This window comes from Acidovorax sp. GBBC 1281 (assembly GCF_028473645.1).
GTDB lineage: Bacteria > Pseudomonadota > Gammaproteobacteria > Burkholderiales > Burkholderiaceae_C > Paracidovorax.
Window position 1 is genome coordinate 2,326,238 of the sequence record NZ_CP097269.1, and the last position, 20,578, is coordinate 2,346,815.

14 protein-coding genes, 1 tRNA gene and 4 pseudogenes are annotated in these 20,578 nt (G+C 64.4%); 5 read left to right on the forward strand and 14 right to left on the reverse strand.

The window, feature by feature from the left end; all coding sequences use genetic code 11:
* Positions 1-3: 3 nt before the first annotated feature.
* The gene (locus M5C96_RS10620; protein ID WP_272563685.1) at positions 4-249 is read left to right on the forward strand and encodes a hypothetical protein; all 246 of its coding nucleotides are present in this window, start codon (positions 4-6) and stop codon (positions 247-249) included.
* 393 nt (positions 250-642) lie between these two features.
* Here M5C96_RS10620 and M5C96_RS10625 read toward each other — a convergent pair whose 3' ends face one another.
* From M5C96_RS10625 to M5C96_RS10665, 9 genes and pseudogenes are all read right to left on the reverse strand, one after another.
* Positions 643-2,925: an AsmA family protein gene (locus tag M5C96_RS10625; RefSeq protein ID WP_272569683.1), complete on the reverse strand. Its 2,283-nt coding sequence runs from the start codon at positions 2,923-2,925 to the stop codon at positions 643-645.
* Between the two features lie 217 nt (positions 2,926-3,142).
* The gene (locus M5C96_RS10630) at positions 3,143-5,764 is read right to left on the reverse strand and encodes a response regulator (RefSeq protein ID WP_272569023.1); all 2,622 of its coding nucleotides are present in this window, start codon (positions 5,762-5,764) and stop codon (positions 3,143-3,145) included.
* Positions 5,757-6,215 carry a response regulator gene (locus M5C96_RS10635; protein WP_272569024.1) on the reverse strand — a complete coding sequence of 153 codons (459 nt, stop codon included), beginning with the start codon at positions 6,213-6,215 and terminating at the stop codon, positions 5,757-5,759. Before M5C96_RS10635 ends, M5C96_RS10630 begins: the two co-directional genes overlap by 8 nt.
* A gap of 125 nt (positions 6,216-6,340) precedes the next feature.
* Positions 6,341-7,192 (reverse strand): annotated as a pseudogene (locus M5C96_RS10640) (IS5 family transposase); the annotation flags it as partial.
* Positions 7,189-8,283, reverse strand: coding sequence for an IS630 family transposase (locus M5C96_RS10645; RefSeq protein ID WP_272563777.1), 1,095 nt, complete (start codon positions 8,281-8,283; stop codon positions 7,189-7,191). The pseudogene M5C96_RS10640 and the gene M5C96_RS10645, both read right to left, overlap by 4 nt.
* A gap of 67 nt (positions 8,284-8,350) precedes the next feature.
* Positions 8,351-8,452, reverse strand: a pseudogene (locus M5C96_RS10650) (IS5/IS1182 family transposase); the annotation flags it as partial.
* 18 nt (positions 8,453-8,470) lie between these two features.
* The gene (locus M5C96_RS10655; RefSeq protein WP_272569025.1) at positions 8,471-10,567 is read right to left on the reverse strand and encodes an ATP-binding protein; all 2,097 of its coding nucleotides are present in this window, start codon (positions 10,565-10,567) and stop codon (positions 8,471-8,473) included.
* A 439-nt stretch (positions 10,568-11,006) separates the two neighbouring features.
* Positions 11,007-11,080 (reverse strand) — tRNA-Gly (locus M5C96_RS10660).
* A gap of 11 nt (positions 11,081-11,091) precedes the next feature.
* Positions 11,092-12,042 carry a pseudouridine synthase gene (locus M5C96_RS10665; protein ID WP_272569026.1) on the reverse strand — a complete coding sequence of 317 codons (951 nt, stop codon included), beginning with the start codon at positions 12,040-12,042 and terminating at the stop codon, positions 11,092-11,094.
* Between the two features lie 147 nt (positions 12,043-12,189).
* Between M5C96_RS10665 and M5C96_RS10670 the strand changes: the two genes are divergently transcribed.
* Complete coding sequence (locus M5C96_RS10670; RefSeq protein ID WP_272569027.1) at positions 12,190-12,657, forward strand: hypothetical protein; 468 nt, start codon at positions 12,190-12,192, stop codon at positions 12,655-12,657.
* Between the two features lie 80 nt (positions 12,658-12,737).
* Here the strand turns inward: M5C96_RS10670 and M5C96_RS10675 are convergent.
* A pseudogene (locus M5C96_RS10675) lies at positions 12,738-13,187 on the reverse strand (rhodanese-like domain-containing protein); the annotation flags it as partial.
* Between the two features lie 66 nt (positions 13,188-13,253).
* Here M5C96_RS10675 and M5C96_RS10680 point away from each other — a divergent pair.
* Positions 13,254-14,348 carry an IS630 family transposase gene (locus tag M5C96_RS10680; RefSeq protein ID WP_272563777.1) on the forward strand — a complete coding sequence of 365 codons (1,095 nt, stop codon included), beginning with the start codon at positions 13,254-13,256 and terminating at the stop codon, positions 14,346-14,348.
* A gap of 33 nt (positions 14,349-14,381) precedes the next feature.
* On the opposite strand, the pseudogene M5C96_RS10685 reads toward M5C96_RS10680, so the two are convergent.
* A pseudogene (locus M5C96_RS10685) lies at positions 14,382-15,503 on the reverse strand (rhodanese-like domain-containing protein); the annotation flags it as partial.
* Between the two features lie 5 nt (positions 15,504-15,508).
* A complete protein-coding gene (locus M5C96_RS10690) occupies positions 15,509-16,177 on the reverse strand; it encodes a cysteine dioxygenase (protein WP_272569029.1) in 669 nt (222 codons plus the stop codon).
* Between the two features lie 207 nt (positions 16,178-16,384).
* Between M5C96_RS10690 and M5C96_RS10695 the strand changes: the two genes are divergently transcribed.
* Complete coding sequence (locus M5C96_RS10695) at positions 16,385-17,491, forward strand: LLM class flavin-dependent oxidoreductase (RefSeq protein ID WP_272569030.1); 1,107 nt, start codon at positions 16,385-16,387, stop codon at positions 17,489-17,491.
* 101 nt (positions 17,492-17,592) lie between these two features.
* Here M5C96_RS10695 and M5C96_RS10700 read toward each other — a convergent pair whose 3' ends face one another.
* Positions 17,593-18,900 carry an MFS transporter gene (locus M5C96_RS10700; RefSeq protein ID WP_272569031.1) on the reverse strand — a complete coding sequence of 436 codons (1,308 nt, stop codon included), beginning with the start codon at positions 18,898-18,900 and terminating at the stop codon, positions 17,593-17,595.
* 96 nt (positions 18,901-18,996) lie between these two features.
* Between M5C96_RS10700 and M5C96_RS10705 the strand changes: the two genes are divergently transcribed.
* The gene (locus tag M5C96_RS10705) at positions 18,997-19,959 is read left to right on the forward strand and encodes a LysR substrate-binding domain-containing protein (protein WP_272569032.1); all 963 of its coding nucleotides are present in this window, start codon (positions 18,997-18,999) and stop codon (positions 19,957-19,959) included.
* Positions 19,960-20,044: 85 nt separating this feature from the next.
* Here the strand turns inward: M5C96_RS10705 and M5C96_RS26910 are convergent, their stop codons facing one another.
* Positions 20,045-20,575 carry a GNAT family N-acetyltransferase gene (locus tag M5C96_RS26910; RefSeq protein WP_349816792.1) on the reverse strand — a complete coding sequence of 177 codons (531 nt, stop codon included), beginning with the start codon at positions 20,573-20,575 and terminating at the stop codon, positions 20,045-20,047.
* Between the last annotated feature and the right edge of the window lie 3 nt (positions 20,576-20,578).

Here is a 20,578-nt window from a genome sequence, read left to right on the forward strand (position 1 = left end):
ACGATGTCTCGGACGAACTACATCAAGGCCCTGATCGAGGACGGCGGCGACATCACGATCGGTGCGCTGCCACCGCACGAGTGCGTCGCCACGGCCGCCGATGGCAGCAACTGCCTGGCCATGCTCGTGCGTCGCGACGGTGAGAGCCTCAACGTCCTGCTCAAACGCTTGAACAAGGCCATCGGCCTGGCTTGGTCAAACGACACGTTCGTTGACGAGGTCAACGACGGCGAGAGCGACCTGCTGTAGTTCTTCCGTCGATCCCGCGTCAAGAGGGGGGCTGAGACGGCGCTTACGGGGCTTTGGCAGGCCAGCCCGCTGCCGCCGGGCGTGCCGGCCGGGCAGGGCGGAGCGGTGCGCCACCTCGTGGCCCAGCGCTGCAAGGACATGACGCCACTGCTCGGGCGCCTGGCCCAGGCGCTCGATGGCAGCCGGGATTTCCACTGAGGGCATGGGCATGGGCATTGGCATGGGCATGGGCATTGGCATGGGCATGCCTGCGCATGGATGGGGTGGCCGGGAAGGCCGCCATGTCCGCTGTCGCAGTCCGCTCACCAGAACTGCGCTCAAAACCAAAAAGGCTTCCAGCGCATATTCTTCTAGGGGGATTTGCTATTAAAAATATAGCGATCGACGCTCACCTCAGCGCGCCTTGGCCGGCGTGGAGACCGGCGGCTTCGGGGCTGCTCCCGCGGCGCCGCCCTGCACCTTGTCTCCGGCGCGGGCCAGCAGCACCGCGCAGTTCTCGTCGTCGTCCGCCGCAGGCACCGTGATGGGGGCCAGCGCCAGCGCCACCGGCGCGACCACGGCGGCCGCCACCGCGGCGCCCGCGCGCAGCAGCAGCGGGCCGGCTTCCAGGCCCACCTTGGGATCGGCGAACGGGCCCTTCACGTACAGCGGCGTGCGCAGGGAGAAGAACTTCCACTGCAGCGATTCGGGCTTGATGCGCAGGTCGAGGTGCTCGCGGCCCAGGTCGGCCGTGCCGGTGGCTTCCACCGTGGCCTCGTTGGTGCTCAGCTTCACCGAGCGGGTCTGTGCGATGCCGTCCTTCACCGCGAAGTCGGCCACGGCGCAGCGCAGCTGCACTTCCTTGTCGTCGCCGAAGAGCTTGGCCACCACCACGCTGCCCACGTTGAGCGCGGCCAGGTCCAGCATCTGCTTGCTGAAACGGCCATCCCGGATGTACAGGCGGGTTTCGCCGCTGGCGCTGCCCAGCATGCTGGCCACCGACTGGCCGCTGCCGTTCAGCGCCACGGCACCGTCGAGCCGGCCGAAGCTCTTTTCCATCAGCTCGACCTTGGGAAACAGGCCCGACAGCCGCAGCCCTTCCACGCTGCCGCGCAACTGGGCCTTGAGCGGCTTGGTGCGGCTGTCCAGCACCACGGTGGAATCGATCTTGCCCTGCGTCACGCCGAACTGCAGGGGCGAGAGGGTGAGCATCGCGTTGTCCATCACCGCATGCACGCGCAGGTTTTCGATCGGCAGGCTCTCGTCGCGCACGATCTGCTGACCGCTGAAGGTCAGGTCCAGGTCCATCGCATTCCAGCGGTCGGTGGCGAATGCCACGTCGGGCAGCACCTTGCCGGGGCGCTTGGAGGTGCCTTTTTCCGCCTTGCCTTCGCCCGTCGGCGCACCCAGCACGGGCCCTAAGTCGGCCAGGCGCAGCTTCTTGGCGGTCATCGTGCCCTTGAGGCGCGGGCGTGGCTTGGCCGACGTGTAGGTCAGGCTGCCGTGCAGGTCGCTGCCCCCCACGGTGCCGTCGAAATCGCGGTACTCCCACACCGCGTTGTCCGGCTCCAGGCTGCCCACCAGCCGGCCGCTCGTGCGAAACGGCGGCGTGTTCGGCAGCACCAGGCCGGTGAGGTCGTACAGGTCGGCCATGCTCTCGGCCTTGAGCATCACCTTCAGGTCCATGCCCGACAGCGCGGCCGGGTTGGACAGGATGCCTTCCACCTCGGCTTCCACCGTGCCGGCCTTCGCCTTGAACCGCAGCGGGTAGTCCACGACCTTTTCGCGCAGGTCCATCACGTGCCCGCCTTCGCCCCGGCCCTGGATGCGGGCCTTGGCGTAGCGGCCCCGCACCTCGAAGCGCACGCCGTACGGGCCGGGCGCCTGTCCGGCGGGCGTGTCGATGGTCCCGAGCTTGGCGGTGAAGGCCAGGTCTTTCACGGCATCGGCATAGGCCAGTTGGCCATCGCGCACCACGAGCCGGCCCACGCTCACGCTCCAGGGATTCGGCTTCGCCGGCCCGCCGTCCTTGGCGGGGCGGTCGAAGGTCCAGTTGTTGCTGCCGTCGGCCTTGCGGGCCAGTGCCACGTCGGGCACGGTGAGTACCAGCGTGTCGATGGCCACATGGCGAGACAGCAGCGGCAGCAGCCTGAGGGATGCGCTCACGCTGCCCAGGGTGGCCATGGGCTGGCCGGTCGCGGGCACGGAGGCCGTGCTGTCGGCCGGTGCAGTCTGGGCGGGTGCGGAAGGCGCCGATGCGGCGGATGCCGAGGGCGTGGCCGATGCGGCCGCCTTGTCGGCACGCGCCTGCACCGTGGCGGTGGAGGCATCGTCCGTCTGCACATCCAGGGCCCCGAAGTGGCCGAAGTCCGCCCGGTTGTCCATCACCAGGCGGTCTGCCTGCACCGTGACGCCCGGCACCCAGCGGCGCCAGCCGGTCTCCACGGGCTGAGGCCACTGCCAGTGGGCGGTCAGATCGCCCTCGATGGCAAAGCGCCGGCCGGTGGCCTCGCTGACCTGCTGGTTGATCCAGGGCTTGGCCCGGTTCCAGTCGAACCACGCCACGAAGGCCAGCAACAGCAGCAGCACGACGAGCAGCCCGGCCACCGCGGCAAGGGGCAGCCGCGACCGCCGCCGGGGGGGGACGGGCGCCGAAGGGGTGGGCGAAACGGAAGGAGGCGAGGTCTCAGGGGGCATGGTCATAGGCGTTTTCTTCAGGCCATGCTAGCCCGCACCTGCGCTACCGGGACTCGCCGATGCTCGTTTACCGTTGTTGTCCTACAGGTCCCGGAAGGCTCGATCAAGCCTCTCCAAACCCTCATCTGATCTGGAACGCGTCGTGAACGGATGAGCGAAGCATTACCCAACCGACATTGACGATGGACGTTCATCCATGACGTCGGTGGTGCCGTGATCAAAATGCAGGATCAGCGTGCACATTCGTCGTGGAATTCATCAAGGACTGAATCTTCAGACCAAACACTTCCAACTGAAAAGGTTTCGTCAACACCTGCATCCCTGACGGAAGTTGGCCGTGGCTGAGAACGGCATTTTCGGCATAGCCAGTCACAAACAGAACCCGCATGGAAGGATGGATCTTGCGGGCAGCATCCGCCAGCTGTCTTCCATTCATACCCCCAGGAAGACCAACATCGGTGACCAGCAGTGCGATGGACGCATTGTTCTGAAGCACTTGAATTGCACTGGAACCGGCTTCTGCTTCCAACACGTGGTAGCCCAGTTCCTGCAACATTTCCACCATGAACATTCGAACCGAAGCTTCATCATCGACCACGAGAATGGTCTCACCCAAGCCGACGGTGGAGATAGCAGGGGCACGATCCAGCGCATCCTCCGCCAAGATATCCTTGCCTGCGTACCGCGGGAGGAACATGCGGATCGTTGTTCCCACGCCCATTTCGGAATGGATCCGCGCTTGTCCTCCGGATTGGCGCGCAAAGCCATAGACCATCGAAAGCCCGAGGCCCGTGCCTACGCCAATCGGCTTCGTCGTGAAAAACGGGTCGAATGCCCGGGCCACCACGTCTGCAGTCATGCCGGTGCCGTTGTCGCTCACGGAAATGCACACATATTGGCCAGGCGACATCTGCTCCTCACCGGCTGCTCGCTCGTCGAGCGTTCGATTGGCAGTCTCGACCACCAGCTTGCCACCATCGGACATGGCATCGCGCGCATTGATGCACAAATTCAAGAGCGCATTTTCAAGCTGACTTGGATCGGCATGAATGGGCCAAACGTCGATTCCGCATTTCACTTCCAACATGACGTGGGGGCCGATCGTGCGGCGCACCAGGTCTTCGAATCCACTGATCAACTGGTTGACTTTCACCACTTTGGGTTCCAGCGTCTGCTGGCGTGAAAACGCCAGCAGACGGTGTGTCAAAGCCGCCGCGCGCTTCGTGGCCGTCTGCCCGACAGTGACGTAACGCATCGCCCCAGAATCCTCGCCAAACCGCCGCTTGAGCAATTCCAGACTGCCTGAAATGGCTCCGAGAAGATTATTGAAATCATGTGCCAAGCCACCCGTCAATTGGCCTACCGCCTCCATCTTCTGGGACTGCCGCAGCGCGGCTTCCGACTTCATCAACGCCGTGGTTCTCTCTTGCACTTGTTGTTCAAGCGAGTTTGCAAGGGCGTGCAAATTCTGCTCGGCGCGGCGGCGTTCCACTGCGTGCCAGGTTCTGTGCGCCACTTCACGAACAAGGTTCAGTTCCTCTGCGGTCCAATGGCGCGGGGCCGCATGGTGCAGGTAAAGCATCGCCACCTGATTTCGATCTTCGCCGACCGGCACATTGATAAGCGACTGGGCATGAATTGCAATAAATGCATCCGCATGATCGCGCGTGCGCGGATCGGTACGCACATCTGCCAGCACGAGGGCGTCGCCTCGCTGTAGGTTCTCGGTGTAACTGCCGAAATCGCGGCAGTTCAGGGTTCCCGCCAATGTGGAGATTCCCGGCGCATTCCAGTCGCGCTCGATGGTGATGGTTTGGGTGTTACGGTCCAGCAGTCCGTAGCCTGCACGGCTCACATCCAGAGCGCGGCCCAGGGCCTCTGCTGCGTGGTAAGCGATATCACCAGGCTCACGGGTCGGTCCGTAAACCTCGCGATCCAGCAGTTCCAGCAATTCAGCGCGCCGCCTGCCCAGCATGGCATGGGTGATTTCTTGAGAGATGCCTGCAATGTAGGAGGGGCGGCCTGCCGCGTCATATTCCAGGCGCCCTAGTATCCTGACCCATGCCAATTGGCCATCCGGGCGAAGGATGCGATATTCGATTCGGTAGTCTTTGCCAGTCGCAATGGTCTGAGCCACCGCCTCGCGCATCCGCACCAGATCATCGGGATGCACTGCGTTCTGCAAGTCCTCGTAAGTGAAAGGCAAAGACTCATCACGTCCGAAATTGCTCTTGCAATGGTTGGACGCAATCAGCTCTTGCGCAGTCAGATCGAGTTGCCAGACACCCAAGCCTCCTGCATCGGTTGCGGCTCGCAGGCGGGCTTGTCCCGTCTCTATTTCTCGAACACGCTCGGCAAGCTCTATTGTCAATTGCTCGGCTTTTTCCTTCGCGTCTCGCAGTTCTGTCTCTGCCGCAATTCGAGCCGATCGCTCTGCCACTTCCCTTAAAGCTCGTTCCAGCACAGACGCCAATCGAGACAGGCGGCCCTTGCTCACATAGTCAGTCGCTCCCTGCTTGAGCAGTTCGACGGCATTGTCTTCGCCGATGACTCCGGACACGAAGATGAAAGGAATCATCGGTACCCGTTGATGCGCCAGGCGAAGCGCATCGGTACCGCTGTAGCCTCCCAAATCATGGTCTGACAAGATCAGGTCGAATCCACCTCGCTCCAACGCTTCTGAAAAACTCTCTGCGTCCCTGACCCATTGCAAATTGGCATGCGGATAACTATGCAGCAAGGACTCTTGAAGCAGTTCTGCGTCGAAAGCGGAGTCCTCCAGCAGTAGCACACTCAAAGGCCGCTCTGCGAGCGGGATGGACTCTGCGAGTTCACTCATACCGGCGGGTCGCACGCAGGGAGCCGGGCGGCGGTTCGTTGAGAACGGCCCAAAACACTCCCAAATCGGCAATCGCGGAAACGAATTGCTTGAATTCCACGGGCTTGACGACATAAGCGTTGACGCCCAACTCGTAGCTGCGCAGCAGATCGCTCTCTTCCTGGGATGAGGTCAGCATCACCACAGGAATACTGCGTAGTACCGGACTCTTTCGCACGGCCTCCAGTACCTCTAGTCCATTGACCTTCGGCAGCTTCAAATCGAGCAGGATCACGGCTGGATTGCCTTCATCACGGCTGGCGTGGGCTTCTTCGCGGCGCAAGTAGTCCAATGCCTCCGCACCATCGCGAAGCACTACCACGTCGTTGGCGAGTTGGCTTCGTTCCAGGGCCAGCAGCGTCAATTCCTGGTCGCGTAGATCGTCCTCGACGAGAAGAATAGGTTTAAGCATGATCGGATGTATTTCCGATGGGTGAAGTAGGAAGCGCATTTTGCCCGGACTCGGGCAGGACGAAACCGAACGGCGCTGTTGCACAAATCGAATTGCAGACGGCATGACCCCAACCCCAGACGGACCTATGCCACAGCAGTCACCGACACGGTGTGAGGACGGCCGATCTGACTGAACCGATTGAGCAAGGCCACGCGGACATGCAGCTCCACAACCTGGCGGTCGAACGTGCGCGCGATCACCCGTTCGCCCAGTCGCTTGAAGCAGTGCATCTTCGTCTCCACAAGGCTGCGCCGGTGGTAGCCGCTCCACTTCTTCCAAATGCCGCGACCCAGGCGCTGGCACGCCCGAATGGCCTCATTACGATGCGCCGAGCCCGGACTCGACTTCTTCCAATGGCTGGCGTTCTTGCGGGGCGGGATCACCGCCATCGCGTGCCGCTCGGCAATGGCGTCCAGGCAGGCGCGCGTGTCGTAGGCGCCATCGGCACTGACGCTTTCGATGGATTCGTCAGTGGGAATCTGAGCCAGCAACCCGGGCAACATCGGCGCATCCCCAATGGCGTTGCTGGTCACCTCGATGGCGCGTATTTCCAGCGTCTGCGCGTCGATGCCCAGATGGACCTTGCGCCATTCGCGCCGGTATTCAGCACCATGCTTCTTGCGTTTTCACTCTCCTTCGCCCAGGAACTTGATGCCGGTGCTGTCCACCAGCAACTGCAGCGGCGAGTTGGTTCGCTGGTAGCTCAGTTCGACCTGCAAGGTCTTTTGGCGCCGGCAAACAGTGCTGAAGTCAGGTACCGGCCAGTCCAGCTTTGCCAGCCGCAGCAGGCTCTGCACCATGCCCAGCGCCTGTCGCAAGGGCTGGCCGAACAGGCACTTGATGCTCAGGCAGAACTGGATTGCTGCGTCCGAGAAGGTTCGGCTGCGTCCACGCCTGCCGGTCGGCGTGCCAAACCACTGCATGCCCTCATCTAGTGTCCTGTCCCGTTAATTCGCCCGCATAGTCTGGCGAGTTTTTCGAGGATGGAGTCTGCTGTAGCTGTCCAAGTAAACGGCTGGCAGGACTGGTTGTAATTCGCGATGAATGTGTCGATCTTGTTGATCAGATCCTTCACGCTGGTGAACGAGCCACGGCGGATTGCCCGCGTGGTGATGATCGAGAAGAAGCGCTCGACCTGATTGAGCCAGCTTGAATAGGTCGGAACGAAGTGCATGTGCCAGCGAGGCCGCTCGGCCAACCAAGCGCGCACCTTTGGATGCTTGTGGCTGGCGTAGTTATCAGCTATGCAGTGCACATCCAGTTCGTCGGGCACTGCCTTGTCGATGGCGCGCAGGAAGGCAAGGAACTCTTGATGACGATGCCGGGGCCGGCACTGCGCGATCACTTGGCCATTCATCACGTTCAGGGCCGCGAACAAGGTGGTGGTGCCGTGGCGCACGTAGTCGTGCGTGACACCTTCGACATAGCCAAACCCCATTGGCAGCATCGGCTGCGTACGCTCCAAAGCTTGGCATTGGCTCTTCTCGTCCACGCACAGCACCAGCGCGTTGTCAGGTGGGTTCAGGTACAGCCCCACAACGTCGCGCAGCTTCTCGATGAACAGCGGATCGGTCGACAGCTTGAAGCTGTCGGCCCGGTGCGGCTTGAGGTTGAAGGTCTGCAGATAGCGCGCCACCGTGCTCTTGCTGATGCCCGTATCGGCGGCCAGCGTGCGGGTGCTCCAGTGGGTACCCCCATCAGCAGGCTTGGTGTGCAACGTCTTGGTAATCAACTCAGCAACACGCTCGTCATCTACCGTGCGGGGGCGACCCGGGCGCAACTCGTCGTAAAGCCCTGCAATGCGATGGCGCGCATAGCGCCCGCGCCACTTGGTGACAGTGCTACGACTGATCCCCAGAGCCTGCGCAACCGCGGTGCTGGCTTTATCTGTGCCTTCGCAAGTCAGCACGATGCGCGCCCTGAGCGACAACGCCGCTGGCAGCGAACGTGATCGCGCCATGGACGTCAGTTCCGCGCGCTCCACTTCACTAAGCGCAATTTCTGTTCGGGTCGTTGCATTGGGCATGGCGGCACCTCAAGGATGGCCCGAAACCATGCAGCTATCGTGCCTGCGAATTAACGGGACAGGACACTAGCCACATCGTCAACGAGCCTCGCGCTTTCAGCGCCGCGTTGTACGCCTTCCAGTTCGTCGTGCGGTACTTGCTCCGCTGCCTGTTCTTCGTCTCTGTCACGCAGTCAGTCTACGGGCATCAGCATCGCGATTTGTGCAACAAAGCCCAACCGAACGACGCACCTTGGCCTGGCTCGCCATGGGCCCACACCTTCCCGCCGTGCCGCTCCACGATCCGCTTGACGTTGGCCAGCCCGATGCCGGTACCTTCGAACTGCTCAGTCTGGTGCAAACGCTGAAAAACCTGGAACAGTTTGGTCACGTACTGCATCTGGAAGCCGACACCATTATCTTGTACCTCCAGGCCTTCGCCTTCGGCGTTTCTCACGGCTCTTACCGTGACAACAGCTGGATTGCGATCACGGCTGTATTTGACGGCATTCGCAATCAGATTGCGTACCGCCACTTGCAACAACAATGGGTCTGCAACCAATACAGGCAGATTGGCTTCCACCTGCCATTCGATTTTGCGATCGCGCTCATGCCGAGAGATCTCGCGTACCAAGCCTTCAACCAGGCCGTTGCTATCTACCCGTTTGAGTTTCAGCGCCGTCCGACCCATGCGTGAAAAATCCAGCAGAGCGTCCACCAGTTGCCCAGCGAAAGCCGCTGCGTCTTTGACATGTCCCATGTAGCGGTGGGCACGCTGGCTCAGAACCTTGCCCTCCGTGTCCATCACCAAGTCCACATAACCTGCGATATGGCGCATTGGAGCGCGCAGGTCATGGGACACGGTGTACGAAAAAGCCTCCAACTCCTTGTTGACCCGGCCCAACTCGCTCGCGATGGCCGCCAATTCTTCGGCGCGCCGTAGCACGATACCGATCAGGGCTTGGCGCAATTCGCCAGCAGCGCTGACTTGCGCCCCGGACCATGGCAAGCATCGGCCGCTGATCTGTTCAACCCAGTTGTCGAAACTGCGGCGCGGATGGATCCGTCCTGCCGCATCAGGGTGCAGGTCCTTGCGCGGGTCTCCGGCCCAGGTGACGGTCTGCACGATCTCCGGCCGGAACCACAGAATCACATGGCGATGCACTTGGGAAATGGAAATGGCCAATACGCCCGCTGCGGTGGACTGCCACTGGGCTGCCATTGGGAAATGGGCCGCCAACTCACTGCTCTCGTAGACGTCGCGGCCCATCCCTGCGATCCACCCTGCCAACTCAAGCAGCATGTCCGTCGCAGGCGTATCGCCGGCAGTCCATGCTTGGTCGTCCAGCACCACTGCAGCACCTGTGGCCCGGGACATGCGCAGCAGCAGGGCCGGCTCGTGCACGATGCTGCGCAGGCTGGCATCGCTGTCAGACAATTGAGAGACGAGTTGCAGGGTGAGCTTGCGTAACTCCAATCGTGCCGCCACCTCGGCATTGGCCTGTTTTCCTTCGATTTGCATCGACAGCAACTGCCCCAGATGGCTGCACGCAGCCCGCATGCCCGCATCCAGATTGCGGGGCTCATGGTGATGGCAAGACGCCAATCCCCACAGCTTGCCATCGACCACGATGGATAACGACATGGACGCAAGCGTGCCCATGTTTCGCATGTACTCGAGATGCACTGGCGATACGCTGCGCAGAAACGCATACGACAAGTCGATGCCTTGTGCCATCGAACCCTCTTCAGCTGCCAGCAGTGGCACTGCCTCATAGTTGGCATCCGGGATCAGCCTGAAGCGGTTGGCCAGGTAGAGAGCGCGGGCTTGCTGCGGAATGTCGGTTGCCGGAAAGCGAAGACCCAGGTAGCTGTCGTAACCGGGCAGTACGACTTCCGCGAGCACCTCTCCATGCCCTTGGTGATCAAACCGATAGATAAGGCTGCGGCCAAACCCCGTCAATCGCTGAAGCTCTTGCGCAGCCAGCTGGGTTAGATCATCTACCGTTTCAGCCGCTTGAAGTTTTGGAAGAAAATCACGCGCCACACCGTAGATCGGCTCTTCAGGACGCATCACTTTGGACTGCGGTTCGCACTCCACGATCAACTGCGTGGCGTGTCGGTGGGCCCAGCAGATGTGTCTTTCCTGTGCAAATTCCAGCATCCCGACCTGCACTGAAGTGCCATCCGGCGGAACCGAACGAAGCGCTTCTTGTTTGAGTTTCGCCAAGGCTGCCACAGCAAGGCCTGCCCAGTTTGCACTCCACGCCCGCAGGGCCAAAGTGTCTCCGTCCAGCACCAGCATATGGCCATGAGACTGTATGGCGCCTGGGATTTGGATGGGCTCTCGGTCGCAAAGCGTAAGGTCAGGGCTTGAATTCAAGGCGTCATCAAGGTCAGCTGAAACGTTCGGAAAGCAGAACGCAGCGCGATGGGCCCTGGGTTTGCCTGTGAAAGAATATTTCTACCACGAGAAGGCATTCCATGCCTGAATTCGTCATCGATCGATGCTGGCCTGCAGGCGGTACGGGCTTCGATCGTTGACTGGTCATTTGCGATGACACAGTGATACGCGGGCGGGATGGAAGGAAAGAGCGCGCTTCGTTCGAAGCGCTGAACAAGCGGATGCCGATGATTGGCATGCGGAGACTTCACTCGCCAATTTCCAACCGATGAATGAAGACTGAGCGGAACTCAGACTTTTCCATCGATGGAATCGCGATGGATCGGCAGGTTGCCAGAAGTGGAGCGGGTGAAGGGAATCGAACCCTCGTATGAAGCTTGGGAAGCTGCCGTTCTACCATTGAACTACACCCGCAGCGGTGCGGATTATAGGCACGGCGGGGCGCGGTTCGATCGATCCACCCCTCCGTCCAGCGGCCGCAGTTCGCGGGCGCTGTCAAAACGCCTCGCGGCGCCCGTCACCGGGTCGTCGAACACCAGCGACCGCGCCAGCAACTGCAGCGGCTGCGAAAAGTCGCCCTCGGGCGGATCGTTGACCACGGGATAAAAAGCGTCGCCTCGCAGCGGCAGCCCCAGCGCGGCCATGTGCACGCGCAACTGGTGCCGCTTGCCCGTCACGGGCGACAGGCGGTAGCGGGCCCAGGCGCCGGCCACCTGCAGTACCTCGATGCGCGTGAGCGTGTTGGGTTCTCCCGGCACTTCCTGCATGCGAAAGAACTGCGGGCTTTCCTCCATGCGGCTGGCGTGCTCGCGGGGAAAGGCCAGGTCGTCGCGCCACGGCGCGACGGCTTCGTAGGTCTTGGCGATGCGGCGGTCACGGAACAGGGCCTGGTAGGCACCGCGCGTTTCGCGCTGCACCGAAAACAGCACCAGCCCGGCCGTGTCGCGGTCGATGCGGTGCACGGGGGTGAGGTCGGGCAGGTTCAGGCGGCGCTTGAGCCGCACCAGCAGCGTGTGCTGCAGGTAGCGGCCCGTGGGCACCACGGGCAGGAAATGCGGCTTGTCGGCCACGAGGATGTGGTCGTCCCGGTAGAGCACGGCTTCCTCGAAGGGAATGGTGGTTTCCTGCTCCAGGGCCCGGTAGTAGTACAGCCGGATGCCGGGGGCGAAGGGCCGCTCGGCCGTGGCCGGCACGCCGAACTCGTCGACCACTTCGCGCGCGGCCATGCGTTGCAGCCAGCCTTCACGGCCCACGGCAGGCAAGCGCTCCACCAGGAAGTCCAGCAGGCTGCCTTCGCCAGTCGAGGGCAGCGCCACGCAACTGGGGCTCACCCCGTCGCGCATGGGCAGGACGCGGGGATCGTGGCGGTTGTGCATGGCGGGCCGATTGTAGTGAGCCGCTCCGCCTGGGCCCGCTGCCCCCGCGCCATGGCGATTTCGTGCCCCCCCACCGAAGGGGGGTTGGCTGGAATGGCCCGGCGTGGTCCATTAGGGCCCCGAAATCTCTCACCCGAAGGAACCGCCATGCCAGACAGCGCGACGCCACTCCGTTGCAGGGTGCGATGGCCCGCCATGGGCGTGGCGGCCGGCCTGGCCTGCGTGCTGTCGGGCTGCGCGCTGACCGGCACGGCCGGCTATCCGCCGAGCGCATCGCGCGTTCTGGTGGTGCCCGCCGACCTCTCCAACCCGCAACTGTTCGACTGCGCCGCGGCCAGCCTGGCGCGCATGTCCGAGACCAGCAGTGCGTGGCCGGGGATCACGCGCAGAGACGATGCACAGGGCCTTCTGGAGTCGGGCCACTTTCCGGAGTGGAACCGCAGCGGCTTTCGCGTGCGCATCGAGCGCCCGCCTGGGGGCGGCGAGGCCACGCTGACCCTCAAGGCCGGCGGTGCCTACCTCGCCGACCTGGGCGCGGCGCAGGCGATGAACGATTTCGAGGCGGTGTTGGGGCCCTGCATCGGCGCCGCAGGCGGCGGCAGAGCTCAAGGCTGAAAGCTTGAAGCTTGAAGCCTTTTGGGCCCGATGCCCTAGGGTTTTATGCCTGTAATGCTATCAATTGAATAGCAAGCCCTTCAGGCGACCGCAAAGCCGTGCGTGCCGTCGCGCGCCAGTTGCTCCACCAGTCCGAACTCCCAGTCCAGGTAGCCCTGCATGGCTTCGCGCGGGGCGTCGGTGCCTTCATAGGGGCGGCGGTAGCGGTCGATGCGTGGGGAGGCCAGGCGCGTCTCGCCATGCTCCAGGGGCAGGTTTTCTTCGATCCATGCCAGGGTGCCGCCTTGCAGCACGGCCGTGGGCGCGCCGGTCAGCCGGGCGACGGCTTCGGCGGCATGGCGGGCGAGGGCGCTGGTGCCACAGGTCAGCACGTAGCGGCTGCCGGCCGGTATGTGCGCCAGCGCCTGGGCCAGTTGCGACCGCAGGACGAACCAGGCGCCCGGAATGTGGCGCCGCACATAGGCGGCGCTGGCGGTGAAGTCCAGCACCACCGTGTGCCCCTCGGGCTCCTCGCGCAGCCAGCGGGCTAGTGTCCTGTCCCGTTAATTCGCAGGCACGATAGCTGCATGGTTTCGGGCCATCCTTGAGGTGCCGCCATGCCCAATGCAACGACCCGAACAGAAATTGCGCTTAGTGAAGTGGAGCGCGCGGAACTGACGTCCATGGCGCGATCACGTTCGCTGCCAGCGGCGTTGTCGCTCAGGGCGCGCATCGTGCTGACTTGCGAAGGCACAGATAAAGCCAGCACCGCGGTTGCGCAGGCTCTGGGGATCAGTCGTAGCACTGTCACCAAGTGGCGCGGGCGCTATGCGCGCCATCGCATTGCAGGGCTTTACGACGAGTTGCGCCCGGGTCGCCCCCGCACGGTAGATGACGAGCGTGTTGCTGAGTTGATTACCAAGACGTTGCACACCAAGCCTGCTGATGGGGGTACCCACTGGAGCACCCGCACGCTGGCCGCCGATACGGGCATCAGCAAGAGCACGGTGGCGCGCTATCTGCAGACCTTCAACCTCAAGCCGCACCGGGCCGACAGCTTCAAGCTGTCGACCGATCCGCTGTTCATCGAGAAGCTGCGCGACGTTGTGGGGCTGTACCTGAACCCACCTGACAACGCGCTGGTGCTGTGCGTGGACGAGAAGAGCCAATGCCAAGCTTTGGAGCGTACGCAGCCGATGCTGCCAATGGGGTTTGGCTATGTCGAAGGTGTCACGCACGACTACGTGCGCCACGGCACCACCACCTTGTTCGCGGCCCTGAACGTGATGAATGGCCAAGTGATCGCGCAGTGCCGGCCCCGGCATCGTCATCAAGAGTTCCTTGCCTTCCTGCGCGCCATCGACAAGGCAGTGCCCGACGAACTGGATGTGCACTGCATAGCTGATAACTACGCCAGCCACAAGCATCCAAAGGTGCGCGCTTGGTTGGCCGAGCGGCCTCGCTGGCACATGCACTTCGTTCCGACCTATTCAAGCTGGCTCAATCAGGTCGAGCGCTTCTTCTCGATCATCACCACGCGGGCAATCCGCCGTGGCTCGTTCACCAGCGTGAAGGATCTGATCAACAAGATCGACACATTCATCGCGAATTACAACCAGTCCTGCCAGCCGTTTACTTGGACAGCTACAGCAGACTCCATCCTCGAAAAACTCGCCAGACTATGCGGGCGAATTAACGGGACAGGACACTAGCTGCCGCGGCGCGACCCAGGTGAGCGGCCCGTGTGGCTCGGGCGCGAGCGGCGGGGGCTGGCCTGTCTCCAGCGCGGCGGCGGGATCGGTTCCGTCCAGCACCCACACGTCCCAGCCCATCTGGGCGAGCCAGGAGGCGGTCATGTTGGCGCGGGCGCCATCGTCGTCGGCCAGCACGATGCGGGCGCCGCGCACGGGCGCCGCATGGTCGGTTTCCTGCACGAGCTGGCCGCCCGGCGCGCTGCGAAAACCGGGCAGGTGCCCGGCTTCGTACTCCTCGGGCGTGCGCACGTCGAAGCGGTAGGTGGTGCGGCCGGCCTCGGCGGCGAAGCGGGTGAGATCGGCCGTGCTGGCCCGGCGCACGCCGGCGCGGTCCGCCACCGCACGGGCGCGGGCGGCGGCAGCAGCGCGCTGCTCCGGCGGCACGGGCAGAAAGCGGCGGTCGGCGCCATGCTCCAGCGTCTGGCCGGCCAGCAGCCAGCCGATGGTGCCGTTGCGCAGCGCGGCCACCGGATTGGGCAGGCCCGCGTTCACCAGCGACTGCGTGCCGATGATGCTGCGCGTGCGCCCGGCGCAGTTCACGATGATGCGGGTGGCCGGATCGGGCGCGAGCGCCTGGGCGCGCAGCACCAGTTCCGCACCGGGCACGCTGATGCCGCCCGGGATGTTCATGGTCTGGTACTCGTCGAAGCGGCGCGCGTCCAGCACCACCACGTCGGCCTTGGCCTGCAGCAGCGCCTGCACCTCCTCGGCCGGCAGCGAGGGCGTGTGGCGTTCGCTCTCCACCAGTTCGCCGAAGGCCTTGCTGGGCACGTTCACGTCGATGAAGAGCTCGCCGCCGGCCTCCTTCCAGCCCTGCAGGCCGCCTTCCAGCAGCGAAACGTCGCTGTAGCCCAGCGCGCGCAGGGTGCGCGCCGCTGGCTCGGCCAGGCCTTCGCCGTGGTCGTACACCACGATGGGCGTGGTCCTGCGGGGGATGCGGGTCCAGGCGTCCAGTTCGATCCGCCCGGCAGGCAGGTTGGCGGCGAAGAGCGGGTGGCCTTCGGCGAACGGGGCCTCTTCGCGCACGTCGAGCAGTGCGATCTCCTGCTGGTCGAGCAGCGCCTGGCGGACCTGGTGGGGGCGGGTGGTGGCAAAGGCGGCGGTATCGGTCATGGCACTCATGGGGCGGCGCAGGCGGAGGGAGCGGTGTGGGAGGCCGGGCCGGCGAGCGGCTGGTTCCAGAGGTTGGGCAGGGTGGCGTTGCTGTAGCCGGAGACGAAAGGGCGCACGGAGCCGTCCTCGCGGTACACCGACCGCTGCACGGCCCCGATGTTGGCGCCGTACACGTGGATGCTGATCGATGTCTCGACGGCCAGCGCGTTGCTCACGCGGTGCACGTCGCCGATGGTGGGCGAGACGGCCTCGGTGTCGCCCGGCTGCAGCCGGTGCGGGGCGCCGCGGGGCTGCCACCGGCCATCGCCGTCCTGCCCGTAGGCCTGCGACAGCTCCGCGCCGCGCAGCATGCCCACCAGGCCCCACACCGTGTGGTCGTGGATGGGCGTGGCCTGGCCCGGCCCCCACACAAAGCTCACCACCGAAAAGCGCCCCAGTGCATCGGCATGCAGCAGGTATTGCTGGTAGCGCTCGGGATCAGGCTGGGCATATTCCGGCGGCAGCCAGTCGTCGTGCGAGACCAGGTCGGCCAGCAGGGCGCTTCCGCGCGCGAGGATGTCGGGCTCTGCCGGGCGGGGCTCCAGCAGGGCGGCGATCTGCTGCACGAAGTGGCGCAGGCGGGCCGTGTTGGGCGGGTTGTTCACGGGGGCGGTGGGCGAGGAGGCGGTTGGCATGCCGCCATTGCACCAGCCCGGCCACCGGCAAGGGAAGCGGGTTTTTCATATGCATGCATGTTTTTCTTCTTTCCTGCAGCGCCCCGGACCCATGGCGCCCCGGCAGAAACCGAATGACCACAGGCGTTTTTCTTCGTTGGCGCGGGTGGGCGCGATGCCCATCATCGGTGGCTCGCTGTCTGTCTCACGTTCCTTCAAGGAGTCTCCATGGGTGTCCAGTTCATCGGCATGATCCAGCCGCACGAGGTGTCAGAAACCATCGCCCGTAAGGGCCCGGCCGTGGACCCGGCGTACGTGCGGGCCTTTGCCCAGGCGCATGAGCACGCGGGCTTCGACCGCATCCTGGTGCCGGCCAGCGGCACCGGCCCCGACACGCTGCTGACCGTGGCCTACGCCGCCTCGGCGACGCAGAAAATCGCCTTCCTGCTGGCGCACCGCCCCGGCTTCGTGGCGCCGACCCTGGCCGCGCGCCAGCTGGCCACGCTGGACCACTACACCGGCGGCCGTGTGGCGGTGCACTACATCTCGGGCGGCTCCGATGCCGACCAGCAGCGCGACGGCGATTTCCTGGGCCACGACGAGCGCTATGCCCGCACCGACGAATACCTCACGCTGCTGCGGCGCGTGTGGACCGAGGACCGCCCCTTCGACCACCACGGCACCTACTACCAGGTGAAAGCCGCCGCGTCCGAGGTCAAGCCGCTGCAGGCGCCCTATGTGCCCATCTACTTCGGCGGCGCCTCCGCGCCCGCGCTGAAGGTGGCCGGCAAGCATGCCGACGTGTATGCCCTGTGGGGCGAGTCGCTCGCCCAGGCCGGCGACCTGGTGCGCCAGGTGCGCGCCGAGGCCGCGCAGCATGGCCGGCACATCGAGTTCAGCATCTCGTTCCGGCCCATCCTGGGCCGCACCGAAGAAGAGGCCTGGGCCCGCGCGGACCAGATCCTGGAAACCACCCGCCGCCTGGGTGTGCCCCAGGGCCACGCGCGCGGCACCGGCCCGCAGCAGAGCGAGGGCGCGCAGCGCCTGCTGGCCGATGCAGCCAAGGGCGACCGCGTGGACGAGCGGCTGTGGACGGCCATCGCGCGCGAGACCGGCGGTCGGTCCAACTCCACCTCGCTCGTGGGCACGCCCGAGCAGGTGGCCAACGCGCTGCTCAAGTACTACGACTTAGGGATCACCACGTTCCTGATCCGCGGCTTCGACCCCCTGGTGGATGCCATCGAGTACGGCCGCGAACTGTTGCCGCTGGTGCGGGCGAAGGTGGCCGAGCGGGATCGGGTGAATGCCAATCGCGCCGCGTTGAAGGTGGCGTGAACCTGCGCCGCGTTGTCGATCTGACCCGGAATGACCCGGAATGACCCGGAATGACCCGGAATGACCCGGAATGACCCGGGTTGGCGGGGGCGACGGCCTGCTTAGGTGGACCGTCTCCATTCCGTTTTCACGGCCGTGTTTTTGACGGCTGTGGCCGCGGCAGGGGGCACCAGCAACGGCATGGCCACCAGCGCGCAGCCGCTGGCAGCGAGCCACACCACCGGCCAGCCCTGCAAGGTGAGCAGGTGCGGGATCGCGAGGGGCGTGACGAAACACACCAGAAACACACTGGTGTTCGCCATGCCCAACGCGGTCCCCGCACGCGCCGCACCGGCCAGCGTGGCGAGCTCGGTGTACGCGACGCCGTGCCATGCCGACACGCAAACACCGCTCACGCCGAGCAATCCCACGAGCGCTATGCGCATCGCCAATGGGTCGGCGGCGTGCGTGCCCGCCACCATTACGAGTGCCGCCAGCCCGGCGAACAGCAGCGCGCTGAGCGCGCTGCAGGCGCGCAGATAGGCAGGCCGGTTGCGACGGCGGTCGGTCCATCGGCCGCTCCACACACGCACCACCATTGCACCGACCTGCGTGAACACCATGGTGGCGGTGATCGTTGCAAGGCCCGCATGGCCGAAGTCGTTCAGGAACACCGTGCCGAACGACAGCACCGCGAACTGCGGCGCACAGAGAATGCCGATCCCCAGCACGATGCGCCAGACACGCCGATTGCGCAGGGGATTGATGTGGGAGGCGGGCGCTGATTCCGCCACGCGCGCATCGGAGCGCTGCACGACCGGCGGTTCGTGCACCCAGGCCCAGCCCATGACTGCGCTCAGGGCACAGAGCGCCGCCAGCAGGCCGTAAAGCACCGCGAAGCCGAAGTGCAGCGCCACGTACGGGAGCACGAGCGCTCCGACACCGCCGCCCAGCGGCACGGCGGTTTGGCGGATGCTCATCGCGAACCCGCGCTCGCTGGAGTCGAACCACGTCATCACCGCACGGCCGCTCGCGCCGTTCACGCTGCCGCCCAGCAGGCCGACCAGCAACAGCCCCGCGCCCAGCCAGGCAAGGTCGGGGATGTGCTGCGCACTCGGCGCGGCCCAGAGCGCCATCGCCACGAGGGCGAGCGCGGTGCTGCCCAGGCCGGTCAGCAACACGGGCCTGTCTCCCCAGCGGTCGGTCAGCATGCCCCAAGGCAACTCGCTGATCGCAATGCCCAAGCCCATGAGGCCGAGCACGAGACCGAGTGCGGCGTTGTCGAGCCGGTAGCCGGTGCGCATGAGCACCGCAGTCATCGGAATGCCGCTGAAAGCCATGGAAAACGCCGCGTTGGCGGCGACGCCTGCGGTCAGCACCTTCCAGCGGTGGCCAGGTAAATCCGTCGATAGGGAAGTCGTTGAGGTCATGGTGCAACGCAGTTTCCGCTGGTTCGAAGGTTTTGAAAATCAGAAACTAATGCACCATTCGTCCTGAAAAATAGGATGATGAACAGGAGTTGCCTCATGAGCCAGGTGATGTTCGATCTCGACGTACTGCGCACTTTCTCCACCGGTATTGCGCTGGGCAGCTATGCGCGCGCGGCCGACAGGCTGGGGCGCTCGACCTCCGCCGTGAGCGCGCAGCTGAAAAAACTGGAGTCGCAGGCCGGTGCGGTGCTGTTTCGCAAGAAGGGGCGTGGCCTGGTGCTCACGGATGCGGGCGAAACGCTCCTGGCCTACGCCCATCGCATGCTCGAACTGAACGACGAAGCCGGTGCGGCCCTTCGTGGCGCCGACTTGCAAGGCTGGGTGCGACTGGGCCTGCAGGAGGACTTCGGCGAGACGCTGCTGCCAAACGTGCTGGGGCGCTTCGCCCGCGCCCACCCCAAGGTGCGTATCGAAGCCTATGTGGCGCGCAGTGGCGAGTTGCGAGAGCGACTCGAACTCGGCCATCTCGATCTGGCGCTGGCATGGGACGTGGGAGACCAGCCGCTGTCGCAGTACGCCGAGCGCGTGGCGCGGCTTCCGTTGCTATGGATCGGCCCGACCACGCCCGGGCGGGTCGAGGCCCCATGGTGGACAGAGCGAGAACACCGTGGCTCCGCGGCACGCCAGCCGAAAACCACGGAGCCGCTGCCCCTCATCATGCTCGACGCGCCATGCCCATTGCGTGAGATCGTCATCGCCGCGCTGGACCGTGCCGGCCTGCCTTGGCGCCGAGCCTTCGGCAGTGCGAGCCTGGCCGCGCTGTGGGCCGCCACGTCGGCCGGGCTGGGACTCACGGTCCGCACGCCGTTCGGGCTGCCATCGCATGTGCGCGCGCTCGATCGCGCAGAACTCTCGCTGCCGGCGCTGCCGCAGATCTCACTTTTGCTGTATCGCGCGCAGGCCCATTCCGAAGCCCCGGCGAGCCGTCTGGCAACGCTGTTACTGGAGGCGGTGCGCCAGCAGGTGCACCCCATGTCGGAGCCGAGCCGGCCCCGCTAAGCCCCGTCAGTTTCGCTGGTGCGTTGGCGGCAAGGCCGCTTCGGGCCCAAGGCAGCCGATCAAAGTCTGATGTGCTAAGGCTGCATTAGGTCTGCAGATAGCTATACATCAAAGCATCGTGGGCCATGCCATCAACCCATCGATACTTTCTTAGGCGACCTTCAAACTCAAATCCTGAACGCTGGAGTACACGCAGAGAAGGTTGGTTGCCACTCAGCACCGTCGATTGAATTCGAGTAAGCCCCTGTCGCAATCCCCATCCGACGACTGACCGGCACGCAGCCGTGGCAAGCCCCTGGCCCCATTCGTCTGGGTGAAGGTCATACGCTATCTCGGCGCTTCGATGGGCCAGAGAGATCGAGTGGAAACCAATTGATCCAAGCATGGCATCGTCGGCTGTGCGCGCAATAGCGAATCTGACCTGGGTGCCTGTTCTGTGCAAATTGGTTGAATCTACAAACTCGCAAAGCTCATCTGTGCACTGGGGGCGCCAGCTGATCCCCTGACGCACTGCGTCCGTTCGCAAGTAGCTTAGCCAGCGAGGGAGATCCGCGTTCTGGATGGGGCGTAGATAGGCGAACCCGTGCTTAAGTGAAGGATCGGTGTCCAGTGCCATGAG